The organism is Mycobacterium sp. E3298, assembly GCF_001666895.1.
In the GTDB taxonomy this organism is placed as follows: domain Bacteria; phylum Actinomycetota; class Actinomycetes; order Mycobacteriales; family Mycobacteriaceae; genus Mycobacterium.
Genome location: NZ_LZJB01000175.1, coordinates 1 through 13,712, shown reverse-complemented (window position 1 = coordinate 13,712; position 13,712 = coordinate 1). Strand labels below are relative to the sequence as shown.

Genomic DNA, 13,712 nt, shown 5'->3' with positions numbered 1-13,712 from the left:
GAATCCGACCCGGTCGGCGTACAAGCACGTCGTGATGTTGAGTGCGTGACCGTCGTAGACCGTCGACACCGGATACATCTCCTCGATTCGCGCGCCGTTCCAATACATTTCGGCCGCCGGTCCGCGGACATGTGAGATCGGCAGATTGTATCCGGTGCGGATTTTCGGCGTGAACGGGAGCAGCGGACCGATCGCCGTCGCGGCGATGCTCCCCGCGTTGGTGAGAAGTGACGCCGCCGCGCCGCGCTTGCCCACCCAGCGCTTGCCCTCGGACATCGATCGATGGATCGCATCCAGCCGGGCCAGCGGGTCGTCCAGGTTGGTGCCCAACGGGCACATCCAAAGACCAAACTTGTTGCCATGCTGGTCATCTGCCGAATCGTGCTCGTGATCGCGCACCGTGATCGGGCAGGCAGCCACCAGTGGCCGATCGGGCAGTTCCCCGTGATCGCCCAACCACCGCCGCACCACCCCGGCCGCCATCGCGGTCAGCACGTCGTTGCCGGTCACGCCGGCCGCCTGACGCACGGCGTGGATGCGCTCCTTGGCCCAACTGCCGGCGGCGACCGCGCGTTCGGGGCCGGGGCGCCCGTTGAACCGCGTGTAGGGCGCCCCGAGCGGCAACGCGGTGGTGTGCCCCACCAGGGCGTCGAGCACGGTGGCGATCTCGCCGGTGGCCACCTTGCCGATCAGCCCCGCACCCGACGCCGCCGCGCCCGTCAGCGACCGCAGCGGCGCGACCAGGCGGGACACCAGCCCGCCGGACGACGGGGGCGCGGGCTCGGGACGGCAGTCGGCGTAAAACGGTGGCATCGAGCGGCGGCTGGGATCAGCGCTCAGCGCGTCGGTGATCATCTGGAAACCCGCCACCCCGTCGGTCACGGTGTGGTGCACCTTGATGTAGAAGGCGAAGCGGCCGTCGTCGAGGCCGTCGATCAGATAGGACATCCACATCGGCCGGGTCCAGTCCAGCCGCAGGGCGTCCAGTTCCCCGATCAGCCGCCAGAATCCGTCACCGGACACCGTGCGACGCTGGCAATGTTGGCTCACGTCAACGGGATCCATGTGTCGCCACACCCACATGCCGCCGGTGTCCACACCGCGGTGCGGGTACTTGCGCAGCCTGGGATCGATCGGATCGTTGCCCGCGAGCGTCCTCCGATGCAGGTCGTCGACGTAGTCGGGCCCGGCGTCATCGGGCGGCGACAGGATCAGCACGGCACCGACGTGCATCGGGCTGGACACCCACTCCGCGGTCATCATCGCCGCGTCCAGCGGATCCAGCGGATTCATCTCGGCCTCCGCGACTTAAGCGGGGCGGTCGCGCTCGGTCATGGGCCCATTCAGCAGGCCCGACTGTTGCAGCGCCGCCTCGACGAACCGCTGTACCGGTCGCGCGCGGAAGAATCCGGTGTGACCGCCGCGGTACCAGACGATTTCGGGTTTGCCCCAGTGCTCCCAGAGGCGGACCACCTGCTCGCGCGGGTGCACCACCTGGTCGGCGACACCGGCGTAGATGAAACGCCCCGGCTTTCCGACCAGCGGTGCGAGCGACAGCGGCGACGTCATCCGCCCGATGGGCTCCGCGAGTTCGAAGGTCTGACGCCGGGGATCGTCGGGGCCCAGCCCGGAGTGCCGGCTCAGCAAGCCGACCAGGTCGGCGACCGGGACGCCGAGGATCGCGCAGGTCAGACCCGCCTCGAGGCTGGCTACCAACGCGGTGATGTAGCCGCCGAGCGACAGCCCGTTCAAGCCGATCTGGGATTCCGGCTCTTGCCGGCGTATCCAGGACAGCAACCGCCGGATGTCCCACACCGCCTGCGCCGTCGCGTGCACGTCGTCGAAGATGTCCTCCCCCGGAAACACCGCCCCCTTCGGCAGGCCCCGGGCCCGGGGCCCGTGCATCGGCAGGACCGGCATGACGACGTTCAGTCCGAGTTCGGCGTGTAACCGCCAGGCCCGGAACAGCGCGAGATCCAATGCGGCCCTGCCCATTTCCGTGCCGTGTATACAGACCAGCCACGGCCGCGGTTGCGGATGGCGTAGCAACAGGGCGTACTCGCGGTTGTTCGCGGTGTAGCTCATCCACCGATCCGCGCCGGGCTCCCCCGGCCGCGGCCGGTACCCGCTGTCAAAAGACATGCGGTAGAAGGATCGCCTGCCCTTCTTGACCTCGTGCACCGTGAGGTCCGAAAGCGGCGGGGGTGCACCGAAGAATCTCTTCGGATGGTCGAGCCATCCGCGCTCGCCGTAGAACGTCAGCCCGGCGACGACCTCGTCCGTGATCCGCGCGAACTCCTCGGGGCGGCTGACCGGGCGTCGCGCCTTGAGGCCCATCAGGACGACTTCGTCGCGAAACGCCTGCGCCGCCAGGGCCAGGGTGGGTCGCGCGATCGGAAGCTCGTCGGGCGCTTGGCCGAGGTAATCGCGCCACGACTCGGCCAGGTAGCGACCGGTGCTCGTGAACGGCTTGACGGCGCTGCTCAAGCCGACACCGGCGGGTGGGCTCAACGGCAACGCGCCCCCCGAGCGTCGGGAAACGCCGTCGTCGTCGGTCGGTACGGCCATGGTGGCAAACTAGCAGGCGCTGAAATCGGCGGGTTAGGGACTTACGGCCCGGTCGCCCCCGCGAAAGTCCTTGCCCGACAAGCCGACGTTGCGGAACCGGCCCGGGCCCTATGACCAGGCGCGAAGGGTCTTTCGTCACTCGCGCCGCTCGCCGGGCGGTCGTAACGTCGGAGCCGCCACAAGCACCTCAGACGCTCCCTAGGAGTCCGATCATGACCGAGGCACCGCAAAAGACCGAACCGCGCTGGGCCGAACTGTCCGATGACGTGCTGGAATCCGTCGAAACCGGCCGCAAGCAAGCCATCGATGCGGTCCGCAAATTCGTCGACCAGATCAGCCCCGTGCTCCCCGAGCAGTCGCGCCGCAAGACCGTCGTCGACGCCGCCCTGGACCTGGCCGACGAGTTGGTCACCGCCCGCATGGAGTTCTTCCGCAGCGTGGTCCGCAGCGCCGGCCACGCCGTGAGCAAGCACGGCGAGTAGACAACCCGCCCCGGCAGGCCGCCCTAGTCGAACGCATGGATCACCTGGCGGGCCACTTGCCGGATCTGTTGATAGACAACGCGATCGAGGGGTAGATCCCGATATCGCGGGATCTCCCCCGTCGTGGTGACCACGCCCGGCTCCTCGTGCGCCCAATGCGCGTTCACCTTGTCCCCCAACGCGCGCGCGGGCGGATTGTCGGACAGCACGCGGGCGTGGAAGCGCTTGATGCCGTCGACGCGCGCCGCGACCGCGAGTGCGCCGAGGAGCAGCGTGCCTATCCCCCGCCCCTGGTAGCCGTCCGCCACGGTGAGCGCGACCTCCGCCGAGGCGGGGTCGTCCTGATCCCGGACGAAGCGGGCGTCCGCCACGACCGGGCCTGCGGCGCCGTCGGTGACCACCCAAACGAAGTGGTCGACGTAGTCGACCTCGAAGAGATAGGTCAGGCGCGCATCGGTGGGAGCGCCGCCCTGGTACCGCCGGTACAGCGTCTCCCGGGAGAACGAGCCGCTGCTCTTGAACCGCTCGGCGTCGCCGGGCAGCACCGGACGCAGCGAGAGCACCGCGCCGTCCTTGATCGTCACCGGGATCGGGACGACGTATGCGGCCAGCCGCTGCCGCGCGGTGCGCAGCATGCGGTCGGCGATGACCGGCATCGCCAGCATGCGGTCGAAGGCGGCGCCGTATCCGATGTACCCGCGCACGTCCTGGACCGCCGTCACCGTTGCGGTCCTGGTGGCGTGCCGCAGCAACGCGATCTCCCCGACGATCGTCGCGGAGGACAGCTCGGTGAGCGTGACACGGCCCTTTGATCCGACGTGCCGCACCCCGATGCGGCCGGACGCGATGATCGCGAAAGACTCCGCCCGTTCCCCCTGCCGCATCAGGACCTCGCCGGCTACCGCGTGCAGGGGCTCGAGAAGGTGGGCCAACGCCTTGAGGTCCTCGGCCGGGATATCGGCGAACACGGGCAGCGCCGCGAGTTCTTCGGCGCGGACAGCCCTCACATCGGTCCACCTGTCAGCTCGGATCTCCCGCCCGAATCACACCCCGATTGCGAATCCATTGCTAAAGCGGTCATCTCGCCAATTTCGTAATTTTGCGGTCCCGGAACGGGTAACGTGGCGATGCGTCCTCCCCGATGTACGGTACGCGAGCCGCACCGCCATCGCCGGAGAAGGAAGTAGGTGACCGCTGTGACAAAAGACCCTGTCGGACTGGGACTTCGGCAGATCGGAACCGAGACCAAAGCCTTTCGGTGAACGTGCTCTTGGCCTCTACGGCCGGGCCCTCGAGGCTGGTCGGATGGATCGAGAAGGCGAACGGGGAGGGGAACATGAATACAGCGAAGTGGCGGCAGCATTGGCCACAGCGCCGGCCGGCGGCCCGTATCTATCAGCTGACCGATCGCCTCCACGAGGGACATGTTGCCCGAGTGCCCGCCCACCAGATACCCGCCACCGTGTCCGCTTGGTTGGAGGAGCTCGGTGCGCACAGCCCGCTGGTTGACGACCTCGAGCGCGCGGTTCGAGGGGAAGACTGGTCCGCGGCGCACGCCCTCGGTGAGTGCCTGTCCATCGAGATCGCCCTGGCCGACTGACCGGTCGGATCGGATGTAGCGCGGCGGGGACGTTTGCCGCCCCCCACGTGACTTTCGTCACTACCGCATAGCCGCCACGCTCCGCAGGATCGACGTTATACCGGTGCACCACGTCATCGGTATCCGTTCCGGCAGCAATGGATTCGCGCTATGAATGCACCACTGGCCTCGATGGAGAGGCCCGACTTCCGCAAGATCGAGAACCGCGCACCGTCGGTGGCACAGATGTTTGTCAACCGCGTCGCGGCGACCCCCGACGCGGAGGCCTTCCGCTATCCGCAGGACCACACCTGGGCCAGCGTGACCTGGCAGCAGGTCGGCGAACGGGTCAACAACCTGGCCGCCGGGCTGATCGCGTTGGGAATCGCACCGGAGGACCGGGTCGCGCTCGCCTCCGCGACGCGCTACGAGTGGGTCCTCGCCGACTTCGCGATCATGTGCGCGGGCGCCGCGACCACCACCGTCTACCCCACGACGAACGCCACAGATGTCGCCTACATCGTCGCCAATTCCGGGAGCCGGGTGGTGGTCGCCGAGAACCAGAGCCAGCTCGACAAGCTGATCGAGCATCGGGCCGAACTGCCCGACGTCCGCAAGGTCGTCATGATCGACGGCAACGGCGACGGCGACTGGGTGATCTCCCTCGCCGACCTCGACCTATTGGGCAAGCAACTGCTCGCGGACACGCCCGATGCCGTCAACGACAGGATCGCGGCCGTCGGTCCCGACCACCTGGCCAGCCTCATCTACACCTCCGGCACCACAGGTCGGCCCAAGGGCGTGCGACTGACGCACGGGGCATGGACGTACACCGCCGCGGCCATCGATTCGCTGGGCATCCTCGGCCCCGACGACCTGAACTTCCTGTGGCTGCCGCTGGCGCACGCGTTCGGCAAGGTGATGCTGGCGCTGCCCTTGCAGATCGGCTTCCCCACCGCCATCGACGGCCGCGTGGAGCGGATCATCGACAATCTCGCGGCCCTGCGACCGACCATCATGGGCGCGGCTCCGCGCATCTTCGAGAAGGCGCATGCCCGCATTCAGGACATGGCCGCCGAACGCGGCAGGCTCAGGAAGATCATCTTCGATTGGGCGATCGGGGTCGGCAAGAAGGTGTCGGAGGCGCGACAGTCCGGGAGGAAGCCTTCGCTGGCGTCGTCACTGGCCTACAGGCTCGCCGACCGGCTGGTGTTCACCACCATCCGCGAACGGTTCGGTGGGCGCTTGCGGTTCTTCGTTTCCGCGGCCGCCGCGCTGGACCGCGACGTCGCGCAGTGGTTCGACGCCGTCGGCATCATCGTGCTGGAGGGCTACGGGCTGACCGAGACCGCTGCCGCATCATTCATCAACCGCCCCAACGCGTATCGGTTCGGGACGGTCGGCTGGCCGTTCCCCGCCACCGATGTGAAGATCGCCGACGACGGCGAGATCCTGCTCAGGGGTCCGGGTCTGATGACCGCCTACCACGACCTACCGGACGCCACCGCCGAGGCGCTCGACGGGGACGGGTGGTTCCACACCGGCGACATCGGCGAATTGGATGACGACGGATTCCTGCGGATCACCGACCGCAAGAAGGACATGTTCAAGACCTCGCAAGGCAAATACGTCGCGCCGTCCGCGATCGACGCGCGCTTCAAGGGCTGCTGCCCGTACGTGAGCGAGATCGTGGTCTACGGCGAGGGCAAGCCGTACTGTGTCGCGCTGGTCAGTCTCGACAGCGAGGCGATCACCGACTGGGCCAACAAGAACGGCCTGGCGGGCAAGTCTTTCGCCGACATCGCGCGCGACGACAAGACGCAGCAGCTGATCGCCGGCTACATCGACGCGTTGAACACCGAACTCAATCGCTGGGAACAGATCAAGAAGTTCACGATCGCCGATCGCGAATTCACCGTCGAATCCGGCGATCTGACGCCGAGCATGAAGCTGAAGCGCAAAGTGGTCATCGACAAATTCGCCGACCGTCTGCAGGCTCTCTACGAATCCTGACGCCCCAATACCGGCCTGTTCGCCTTGCCGGGAGAGCGAAGTTTGGGGCGGCGGTCCCGGACGGGGGGATGCCGGGACCGCCGCGGATTCAGTTGGTCTCTTGGTGTTTCACGTCGCCGGTGTGATGAGCCCGTAGTGTCCGTCGTAGCGGTGATACAGCACGTTGCCACGGTCGCGGGCGGTGTCAACGAAGAACAGGAACGGCAGGCCGAGCAACCCCATCCGCTCGATGGCCTGATCGATATCCAGGCGCGGGGCCGGCTGGGGGCTGATGGTCAGCGGCAACCGGAACGGCGCCAAATCGTCCACGGTCACCGGATTGATCTGTGCCAGGCGGTATTCGGCCGGACCCTCGCGGTATAGCACGCTGTCCTGCCGCGTGGCCTTCTCCGTGAACAGGTGGAAGTCGTAGTCGAGCTGCTCCATCTCCAGCGCGGCCTCCTCCACCGTGCAGGCGGGCAGGCTGTAGGACTTGTGCCGCATGATTCGGCGTTCGCTGTCCGGCCGCGGGAAGTACTTCGGTCGGTGCGTCGGCTCGGTCTCGTGCCGCCATTCGTGCGAGCCGCCCCGTGGCATGCCACCGCGCTTGGCTTCCCAGTGTTCGGCGGCGCGCTCGAGCTGGCGGCGCAGCCGCGCCTCGAGTCGGTCGATCGCTTCCCGCGCGGTGACGCCTTCGACCTGCGCGCGCACCGGCCGGCCGTTGACATCGAGGTTGGCCTGGGCGATAACCCGGCGGGCCACCGCGGGGTCACCGTGCTCGCTCAACTTGACGTGGGCGTACAGCACCGGTTCGTGGGTCAGGTGGCCGAGCTCGCCGATCTTCGTCCGCGCGTACTCGTCGGCCCCGGGCAGCTGACCGCGCGTCGTCACCTGGACGTCTAGGGCAGCCGGGAGATCGGGTCGTTGTCTCATGGTGTCTCCCGGTCAGTGATGCAGGCCCGTGACGGGCTCGTGCGTGCTGGCTTGGATGTCGGTCGATGTCGCGGCGAACAGCTGGTTCGCCAGGTCGGAGAGCGCGCGGGCGATCGCGAGCTCGTCGCCGATCGTGGCCACGGGCTCGTCGGCCGGGTCGAGTCGCGCCAGGCCGACGCCGACCAACGTCTTGCCTTGCCAGGACAGTCGCGCCTTGGCCCGGGTCTTCTCGTCGCGCTCTTCGACCAGCACGTCGATGCGGCACGCCTTGGTGGCGTCGTCGTTCTTCGTCATCACCCGATGCGACCATCGCGCGCCGGGGCGGCAGTAGGGGCGGAAGTCCCGAATCGCGGGGCAGTTCGTCGGCCCGGCCTTGGGCCCCCCACGGCGATGAAAGGGCCAGCAAATGCGCGGACGCCCGCGAAGAAAACGTCGAACTTAATCGACATTATTGCTGGGCTTAATCAACAGTTTCGTTCGCGTATATCGGGGTGCCCAACAGTAGCGGGCGTGTCCAACCTCCCGACACAGACCAAGTACCTGCATGCCTCGCGGGGCCGCCGGTCGTCGCCGCACTCAGGTGACGACCGCGAACAGGCGATACTGGCCACCGCGGAGCGGCTGCTGCAGGAACGGCCGCTCGCCGATTTCTCCGTGGACGACCTAGCAAAAGGCGCCGGGATTTCGCGTCCCACCTTCTACTTCTATTTCCGATCGAAGAACGCGGTGTTGCTGTCGCTGCTGGACCAGATGAACGGAAAGGCGCAGGCGGCCCTCCGGTCGCTCGGGGGAATCTCGTCCGGTGATCCCGCGGAGCTGTGGCGGGCGCGCATCGAGGCGTTCTTCGAGGTATCGGGCTCTCACCCGGCGGTCGCCGTGGCGGGCGCCTCGGCGAAGGCCACCAACCCCGAGGTCCGGCAGTTGTGGTCCACGCTCATGCAGAGGTGGATCTCGCTGACCACGGCCGCCATCAAGGCCGAGCGCGGCCGGGGCGCCGCCCCCGACACCGTCCCGGCCGAGCAGCTCTCGCTCGCCCTCAACATGTTGAGTGAGCGGGTGATGGCCGCGACGTTCACCGCCGAGGACGAGGCGATGCCCGAGGACCGGGCGGTCGACACGCTGCTGCACATCTGGCTGGCCAGCATCTATCAGCGCTGACCGAGCGCCCGCCGGGCCCGGTCCAGGCTCTCGTCGATCAGCCGGTCCACGGCGCCGAAATAAGCGGGCGACGGTGGTTTCCCCGCCAGTTCGGCGATCGCCTCTTGCTCCCCGAAAACGTCTGCGTGGTCGAGGTTTTCGGACATCCGGTCGGCGTGCACGGCCAGTCCGGCCAGCAACTCGCCGCATTGGGAGCCGGCGGCGACGGCCCGCCGGGCCAACGTGCGCAGCGTGTCCCATTCGGCGTGCCAGGCGCCGTCCGGTCGCTCGTCGTTGGCCAGCGCCGCCGCGGTGTGCAGGGTCGACGCCAGCGGCGGTGCGGACAGGGCGGTCCGTCGGATCAGGATGGACAGCACGGGATTTCGCTTGTGCGGCATCGACGAGGAGCCCCCGCGGTTCTCGCCGCCGGATTCGGTCAGTTCGCCGATTTCTGGGCGGGCCAGGGTGACGACGTCCGAGGCGATCCGCCCCCAGGAGTCGGTGCAGCCGACGAAGGCATCGGCGGCCGCGGTGACCGGCGCCCGCGCCGTGTGCCACGGCATTCGGATGGCCAATCCCAAAGCCGTTGCGGTGCTGCGCGCCAGGCTTGCGGACACCGCGGCGGGGTCGGCGGAGCCGGTGAGCAGCGCTGCCAGCTCGGTGCTGGCGGCCAATGTGCCTGCGGCCCCGCCGATCTGGATGGGGATGACCAATGTGGACAGCGCCTCGAAGGCATCGACGACGCCGTTCAGCCAGCCGGCCGCCTTCGCCCCGAACGTGGTGGGCGCCGCGTGCTGGGTCAGGGTGCGCGCGACCATGGGCGTCAAGCGGTGCAGGGTGGCGAGTTCGGACAGCGTCGAGACCTGACCTCTGAGCTGTGCGGCGAGCTCCCCCACGGCCTCGCGCACGCCGAGCATCAGGGCGGTGTCCAGGACGTCCTGGCTGGTGAGACCGCGATGGATCCACGGCGCGACTTTCGGCGCGGCACGCTGCCGCAGCAGGCCGACGAGCCCGATGACGGGGTTGCCGCCGTCCTCGGCGGCAACCGCCACGGATTCGCAATCGTTGGCGGTCAACAGCATTGGCAGGTCCGCCCCCGCGCACTCGGGCGGGGCCAGGCGTTCGGCGACGAGGGCGTCCAGCCAGGCGGCTTCCACCGCGGCCATCGATTCCAGCAGGGCCCGATCCGTCATGTGGTCTCGGGCGCGGTGGTCGCCGGGCCACAACAGGTTGGTCATCGCCCACCGTCTCGGTACGCCAGGAAGACGGTCTCGAGCGGACCCTGCAGGTGGATGTCGAAACGGTAATCCCGGCAATCGCTTTCGGGGACGCACAGCAGGGTGGCGCGACGATCGGCACCCAGACCCGCCAGCAGCGGGTCGGCGCCGAGGTCGCCGTCGGGCAGGTAGGCGCGGGTGAACAATCGGTCCAGCAGTCCGCGCGCGAACACGGTGAGGGCGAAGAACGGCGGCCGCCCGGGGGCGGTGGGACCGGGCGCCACCGTGGTGAAGGCATACCGGCCGCCGGCGTCGGTCGCGCACCGGCCCCAGCCCGTGAACGCGCCATGGTCGTCATGCCGGCGGCGCAGCGAACCGGCCTGCCGCGGGACGCGCCCGGCGCCGTCGGGCTGCCACAGCTCGACCAGGGCGTCGGGCACGCCGTCGCCTGCGCCGTCGTACACCGCGCCGTGCAGCCGGACCGCGTGCGCGTGCCGGTCGCCGACCAGCGCGCCGCCACCGGGATAGGGCAACCCGAGGCCCAGGAAGGGACCCACCGTCTGCCCTGGGGTGCAAGCACATTCAGTCATGGCGGCCCTCGACGGGCGTGCGGCCGCCGCCCGTCAGCACGATGTCCCACCGATATCCGGTGGCATATTCCGGCTCGGTGAGGTCGTGGTCGTAGCGGGCGATCAGCCGTCGGCGCGCGGCGGGGTCGAGGACCGACTGGAAGATCGGGTCCAGGTCGAACAGCGGGTCGCCCGGGAAGTACATCTGGGTGACCAGGCGCTGGCCGAACGCGGTCCCGAACACCGAGAAGTGGATGTGTGCGGGGCGCCAGGCGTTGTGGTGATTGCGCCACGGATACGGGCCCGGCTTGACGGTCAGGAAGCGGTAGGAGCCGTCCGGGCCGGTCAGGCACCGGCCCGCGCCGGTGAAGTTGGGGTCGAGCGGGGCCGGATGCTGGTCGCGCTGATGACGGTAGCGGCCGCCGGCGTTGGCCTGCCAGATCTCGATCAGCTGGCCGGCCGCCGGTCTGCCGGACCCGTCGACCACACGCCCGGCCACGATGACGCGTTCGCCCAGGGGTTCGCCAGGATGCCCGGCCGTCAGGTCGGCGTCGACCGCGTCGACGTCCTGGTGGCCGAAGCATGGCGCCCATAGTTCGACCCCCTCGGGATCGACCGGCACCAGGGCTTGTTTGGGATGCCGCAGTGCGGTGCCGCGGTACGGCGGGTAGTCGAGGCGGGGCTGAGCTTCCGGCCCGCGGTATTCGGCTGCGATGGCGGCGATCTCGGCCGTAATGTCACCCTGAGACGCGAGACACTCAGGCTTCATGAGCCGTGACGCTACTCTCCATGGCCCCGCACACCGCGGAAATCGGCGGCGGCGCCGGAGTCAGAGTGAGCGCACCAGCGCCGCCCGCCCCTTGGTGCGCATCTTGTAGAGCGCGGACCCGCGGTATTGCTCCATTTTCGCGGCCATCTTGTTGCCCAACTCCTCGAGCTCGGCGTCGGTGATCTTGACCTCGGGAGGTGCCGGGATCATGTCGCGCTCCTCCTCGTCGGCGTGGGCCTCAAGCACCGTCTTGAAAGAGTTCCATTCGTCCTCGTAGCCCGGCGCGCTCTGCGGCGTTCTCAGCAGCACCGAGAGCTGGTCGACCACTTGACGGTGCTCGGCGTGGGCGACGGCGATCAGCTTGGTGGCGTCCTTGAGGGCCGGGTAGTACAGGTCGTCCTCGATGCGGAAGTGGATGTCGAGCTCGATCAGCATGTCGTCGAAAAGGGCATGCCGCTCTTCGCTGTTCACCGGGGCCTCGCTGACCTTGCGGCCGAGGCCCTTGATGACGATGTGGTGTTCTTTCAGCACGTCGTAGGCGTTCACTGCGGTCTCCCTTCTCCGCTTCCCACCGCGGCACCGAGCCCGGGCCCGGGTTCGCCGCGAACTTCGACCATTCCGTTGACCAACCTCGCCTCATAGCACGGCAGCGGGGCCGCCGCCGGTCCACGCAGAACGTCGCCCGATTCGGCCGCGAACCATGAACCGTGCCAAGGACATACGAGCCGGCCACGGTCGATCCAGCCGTCGGCCATGGGGGCCGCCAGGTGCGGACACAACTCGCCGAACGCCGCAACCTCCCCGGGCCTGGTCTGGCACACCACCAGGCCCACCCCGTCGACCTCGACCCGCACCGGCTTTCCGTTCAGCGAGCTCGCCGGCAGCACCGGCGTCCATTCCGCTTTGCGCAGCCGCGCGCCCGACTGGTCGATCCCGATGCCGGACTCGAACACCAGCGCCCCGCCGAGGTAGCTGCCGGCGACGGTGATGCCGTAACCCAATGCGGTGAGGGCGATCCCGCGGCCGTGCCGACCCCGCCGGCGATCCCACCACGACCGCGCATACAGCCCGGTGGCCACCAAGTTCACCACGCCGTGCACGGCACCGACCCGGCGATCGGATTCGTGGGTGTGCTGCCAATCGGTGACACCGGTGACGGCCGACCCGATGCTGGCCAGGATCCCCAACCCGAGCGCGCGGGACGCGAACCTCGACGCGTCGCGGACTTCCGTGGCGGGCCGGCCCGGAAGCAGGCTCAGGGCGTCCAGCGCGACGGTGGTACCCAGCGCGCCGCTCGTCAGCGACGCCAGCGGCGGGTGAACCGGGTGGCCGAGCCATACCCCGTGGAGCGCATTGGTGACGCTGTCGCGGGCGCCGCCCAGGCCGTTGAAGGCGAAGCTCAGCAGGTGTTCGAACCGATAGCTCGGGCGATCCAGCCACTCTTGACGCCCGATGGCCGCCACCACGCGCGATCCGAGTTTCTGCAATCGACCGTCCAGTGACCGATCAGCCATTGCACCAGCCCTTCCTCAGATGCGTCGCCAAATTAAGGCAACGCACGCAAAATCCAACCGTTTACCCGTTGATTACCGCACGCTCACATGCGCGGTGGAGCTGACGTGACCACCGTAGCCCGGGCGTCCGGCGACGTGATTGTTCGCCGCCTGTGAGTTACCAGAAAGCATTCTGGTAAACGCCTGGCCGCGGATCGCGCCCGCTAATCGGGCGATTGACCGACGGCGGGTCGATGCGGGATTCTTGAGAGCGGAACATTTCTCTGTCTATCAGATAATCGAAGCGTCGGCCGGGGGTTACCGTGACAGTCCATCGCGACGCCTGCGCCGGCCTCGAGACCGTGTTCGCCGGCGTCCGCGAGGGGATGATTCCGGCCCACATCTACAACGACGCCGATCTGTTCGCGCTGGAGAAGGAGCGGCTGTTTTCACGGGCGTGGACGTTCGTGGCGCACGAGTCCGAGATCCCGCAGGACGGCGACTACGTGGTGCGCCGGGTCCTCGACGATTCCTTCATCATCACCCGCGACTCCTCCGGCGATGTGCGCGCCCTATTCAATATGTGCCTGCATCGCGGCATGCAGGTGTGTCGCGCGGAGATGGGCAACGCCTCCAACTTCCGCTGCCCGTACCACGGCTGGACCTACCGCAATGACGGCAAGCTCACCGGTCTGCCGTTCCACCGGGAGGCGTACGGCGGCGAGGACGGGTTCGCCCGAAGCTCCCAGACCCTGCTCCCCGCACCGAACTTCGCGAGTTACAACGGCCTGCTGTTCATCAACTTGGACCCAGGGGCCGAACCGCTCGAGGACTTCCTCGGCGACTTCAAGTTCTATCTGGACTTCTACACCAAGCAGAGCGCCGGCGGCGTGGAAGTGCGGGGGCCGCAGCGCTGGCGCATCAAGGCGAACTGGAAGATCGGCGCCGAGAATTTCGCCGGCGACATGTACCA

15 protein-coding genes are annotated in these 13,712 nt (G+C 68.3%); 5 read left to right on the top strand and 10 right to left on the bottom strand.

The genetic code is table 11. The features are described from left to right. Nucleotides 1-1,293, bottom strand: a 1,293-nt coding sequence (locus A9X05_RS08465) for a wax ester/triacylglycerol synthase domain-containing protein (RefSeq protein ID WP_067780590.1), incomplete at its 3' end; no start/stop codon positions are given. Between the two features lie 15 nt (nucleotides 1,294-1,308). After that, on the bottom strand, nucleotides 1,309-2,568 hold the full coding sequence (locus A9X05_RS08460; RefSeq protein WP_067780587.1) for a S9 family peptidase: 1,260 nt from the start codon (nucleotides 2,566-2,568) through the stop codon (nucleotides 1,309-1,311). Between the two features lie 212 nt (nucleotides 2,569-2,780). Here A9X05_RS08460 and A9X05_RS08455 point away from each other — a divergent pair, with 212 nt between their 5' ends. Beyond that, nucleotides 2,781-3,050 carry a hypothetical protein gene (locus tag A9X05_RS08455; protein ID WP_067751683.1) on the top strand — a complete coding sequence of 90 codons (270 nt, stop codon included), beginning with the start codon at nucleotides 2,781-2,783 and terminating at the stop codon, nucleotides 3,048-3,050. Nucleotides 3,051-3,073: 23 nt separating this feature from the next. Here the strand turns inward: A9X05_RS08455 and A9X05_RS08450 are convergent, their stop codons facing one another. Beyond that, on the bottom strand, nucleotides 3,074-4,057 hold the full coding sequence (locus A9X05_RS08450; RefSeq protein ID WP_067751680.1) for a GNAT family N-acetyltransferase: 984 nt from the start codon (nucleotides 4,055-4,057) through the stop codon (nucleotides 3,074-3,076). Nucleotides 4,058-4,386: 329 nt separating this feature from the next. Between A9X05_RS08450 and A9X05_RS08445 the strand changes: the two genes are divergently transcribed. Together A9X05_RS08445 and A9X05_RS08440 are read left to right on the top strand one after the other, a co-directional pair. Continuing rightward, nucleotides 4,387-4,650: a hypothetical protein gene (locus tag A9X05_RS08445; RefSeq protein ID WP_067751785.1), complete on the top strand. Its 264-nt coding sequence runs from the start codon at nucleotides 4,387-4,389 to the stop codon at nucleotides 4,648-4,650. A gap of 150 nt (nucleotides 4,651-4,800) precedes the next feature. Beyond that, nucleotides 4,801-6,642: a long-chain fatty acid--CoA ligase gene (locus A9X05_RS08440; RefSeq protein WP_067780584.1), complete on the top strand. Its 1,842-nt coding sequence runs from the start codon at nucleotides 4,801-4,803 to the stop codon at nucleotides 6,640-6,642. Nucleotides 6,643-6,750: 108 nt separating this feature from the next. Here A9X05_RS08440 and A9X05_RS08435 read toward each other — a convergent pair whose 3' ends face one another. Next, entirely contained in the window at nucleotides 6,751-7,554 is an 804-nt protein-coding gene (locus A9X05_RS08435; protein WP_067751674.1) for an HPF/RaiA family ribosome-associated protein, read from the bottom strand. Nucleotides 7,555-7,566: 12 nt separating this feature from the next. Beyond that, a complete protein-coding gene (locus A9X05_RS08430; protein WP_067751671.1) occupies nucleotides 7,567-7,848 on the bottom strand; it encodes a DUF1876 domain-containing protein in 282 nt (93 codons plus the stop codon). Between the two features lie 216 nt (nucleotides 7,849-8,064). Between A9X05_RS08430 and A9X05_RS08425 the strand changes: the two genes are divergently transcribed. Beyond that, the gene (locus tag A9X05_RS08425; protein ID WP_067751668.1) at nucleotides 8,065-8,712 is read left to right on the top strand and encodes a TetR/AcrR family transcriptional regulator; all 648 of its coding nucleotides are present in this window, start codon (nucleotides 8,065-8,067) and stop codon (nucleotides 8,710-8,712) included. On the opposite strand, the gene A9X05_RS08420 is transcribed toward A9X05_RS08425, so the two are convergent. From A9X05_RS08420 to A9X05_RS08400, 5 genes are read right to left on the bottom strand one after another with little or no spacing between them, the layout of a single operon-like run. Then, nucleotides 8,703-9,929, bottom strand: a complete 1,227-nt coding sequence (locus A9X05_RS08420; RefSeq protein ID WP_067751665.1) for a lyase family protein — start codon at nucleotides 9,927-9,929, stop codon at nucleotides 8,703-8,705. The two genes, A9X05_RS08425 and A9X05_RS08420, sit on opposite strands and share 10 nt — an antisense overlap. Beyond that, nucleotides 9,926-10,498, bottom strand: a complete 573-nt coding sequence (gene pcaG / locus A9X05_RS08415; protein ID WP_067780581.1) for a protocatechuate 3,4-dioxygenase subunit alpha — start codon at nucleotides 10,496-10,498, stop codon at nucleotides 9,926-9,928. Before pcaG ends, A9X05_RS08420 begins: the two co-directional genes overlap by 4 nt. Continuing rightward, nucleotides 10,491-11,246: a protocatechuate 3,4-dioxygenase subunit beta gene (pcaH, locus tag A9X05_RS08410; RefSeq protein WP_067780578.1), complete on the bottom strand. Its 756-nt coding sequence runs from the start codon at nucleotides 11,244-11,246 to the stop codon at nucleotides 10,491-10,493. Before pcaH ends, pcaG begins: the two co-directional genes overlap by 8 nt. 60 nt (nucleotides 11,247-11,306) lie before the next feature. Then, complete coding sequence (locus A9X05_RS08405) at nucleotides 11,307-11,792, bottom strand: hemerythrin domain-containing protein (protein ID WP_066950130.1); 486 nt, start codon at nucleotides 11,790-11,792, stop codon at nucleotides 11,307-11,309. Further along, the gene (locus A9X05_RS08400; RefSeq protein ID WP_067751656.1) at nucleotides 11,789-12,760 is read right to left on the bottom strand and encodes a Rieske 2Fe-2S domain-containing protein; all 972 of its coding nucleotides are present in this window, start codon (nucleotides 12,758-12,760) and stop codon (nucleotides 11,789-11,791) included. The genes A9X05_RS08405 and A9X05_RS08400 overlap by 4 nt, the downstream gene beginning before the upstream one ends. 365 nt (nucleotides 12,761-13,125) lie before the next feature. On the opposite strand from A9X05_RS08400, the gene A9X05_RS08395 reads away from it, so the two are divergent. Beyond that, nucleotides 13,126-13,712 (top strand): Rieske 2Fe-2S domain-containing protein (locus A9X05_RS08395; protein WP_156736557.1); only part of this gene is annotated, 587 nt, incomplete at its 3' end.

What these genes read in the sequence shown, in the direction of transcription:
- A9X05_RS08460 (WP_067780587.1), bottom strand. Translation starts at nt 2,568, where the DNA reads ATGGCCGTACCGACCGACGACGACGGCGTTTCCCGACGCTCGGGGGGC.
- A9X05_RS08455 (WP_067751683.1), top strand. Translation starts at nt 2,781, where the DNA reads ATGACCGAGGCACCGCAAAAGACCGAACCGCGCTGGGCCGAACTGTCC.
- A9X05_RS08445 (WP_067751785.1), top strand. Translation starts at nt 4,387, where the DNA reads ATGAATACAGCGAAGTGGCGGCAGCATTGGCCACAGCGCCGGCCGGCG.
- A9X05_RS08440 (WP_067780584.1), top strand. Translation starts at nt 4,801, where the DNA reads ATGAATGCACCACTGGCCTCGATGGAGAGGCCCGACTTCCGCAAGATC.
- A9X05_RS08435 (WP_067751674.1), bottom strand. Translation starts at nt 7,554, where the DNA reads ATGAGACAACGACCCGATCTCCCGGCTGCCCTAGACGTCCAGGTGACG.
- A9X05_RS08430 (WP_067751671.1), bottom strand. Translation starts at nt 7,848, where the DNA reads ATGACGAAGAACGACGACGCCACCAAGGCGTGCCGCATCGACGTGCTG.
- A9X05_RS08420 (WP_067751665.1), bottom strand. Translation starts at nt 9,929, where the DNA reads ATGACCAACCTGTTGTGGCCCGGCGACCACCGCGCCCGAGACCACATG.
- pcaG (WP_067780581.1), bottom strand. Translation starts at nt 10,498, where the DNA reads ATGACTGAATGTGCTTGCACCCCAGGGCAGACGGTGGGTCCCTTCCTG.
- pcaH (WP_067780578.1), bottom strand. Translation starts at nt 11,246, where the DNA reads ATGAAGCCTGAGTGTCTCGCGTCTCAGGGTGACATTACGGCCGAGATC.
- A9X05_RS08400 (WP_067751656.1), bottom strand. Translation starts at nt 12,760, where the DNA reads ATGGCTGATCGGTCACTGGACGGTCGATTGCAGAAACTCGGATCGCGC.